This is a genomic window from Tsukamurella conjunctivitidis (assembly GCF_007858475.1).
GTDB lineage: Bacteria > Actinomycetota > Actinomycetes > Mycobacteriales > Mycobacteriaceae > Tsukamurella > Tsukamurella conjunctivitidis.
This window is the reverse complement of the sequence record NZ_VIGX01000163.1, coordinates 1-610: the sequence shown is the minus strand read 5'-3', so window position 1 is coordinate 610 and position 610 is coordinate 1. Positions and strand designations below refer to the sequence as shown.

1 protein-coding gene is annotated in these 610 nt (G+C 66.2%); it reads left to right on the top strand.

All coding sequences use genetic code 11. The annotated features are described in order from the left end of the window. On the top strand, positions 1-610 hold a 610-nt coding region (locus tag FK530_RS24855; protein ID WP_331456380.1), incomplete at both ends, for a TCP-1/cpn60 chaperonin family protein.

The window sequence follows — 610 nt, the reverse complement described above, 5'->3', positions numbered from 1 at the left end:
CGCCGAGGACATCGAGGGCGAGGCTCTGGCCACCCTGGTCGTCAACAAGATCCGTGGCACGTTCAAGTCCGTGGCCGTCAAGGCTCCCGGATTCGGCGACCGCCGCAAGGCGATGCTGCAGGACATGGCCATCCTCACCGGTGGTCAGGTCATCTCCGAGACCGTGGGTCTGTCCCTGGAGAACGCTGACCTGGATGTCCTGGGCCGCGCACGCAAGGTCGTCGTGTCCAAGGACGAGACGACCATCGTCGACGGCGCAGGCGAGAAGGACGCCTTGGACGGGCGTATCCGTCAGCTCAAGGCCGAGATCGAGAACACCGACTCCGACTACGACCGTGAGAAGCTCCAGGAGCGCCTGGCCAAGCTCTCCGGCGGTGTCGCCGTCATCAAGTCCGGCGCGGCCACCGAGGTCGAGCTCAAGGAGCGCAAGCTGCGCATCGAGGACGCGATCCGCAATGCGCGAGCAGCCTCTGAGGAGGGTCTGGTCGCCGGTGGTGGCGTGGCCCTGATCCAGGCAGCGAACAAGGCTCTGGACTCCCTGGACTTCAGCGGTGACGAGGCGATCGGTGTGGGAATCGTCCGCATCGCCGTGGCCTCCCCGCTCAAGCAG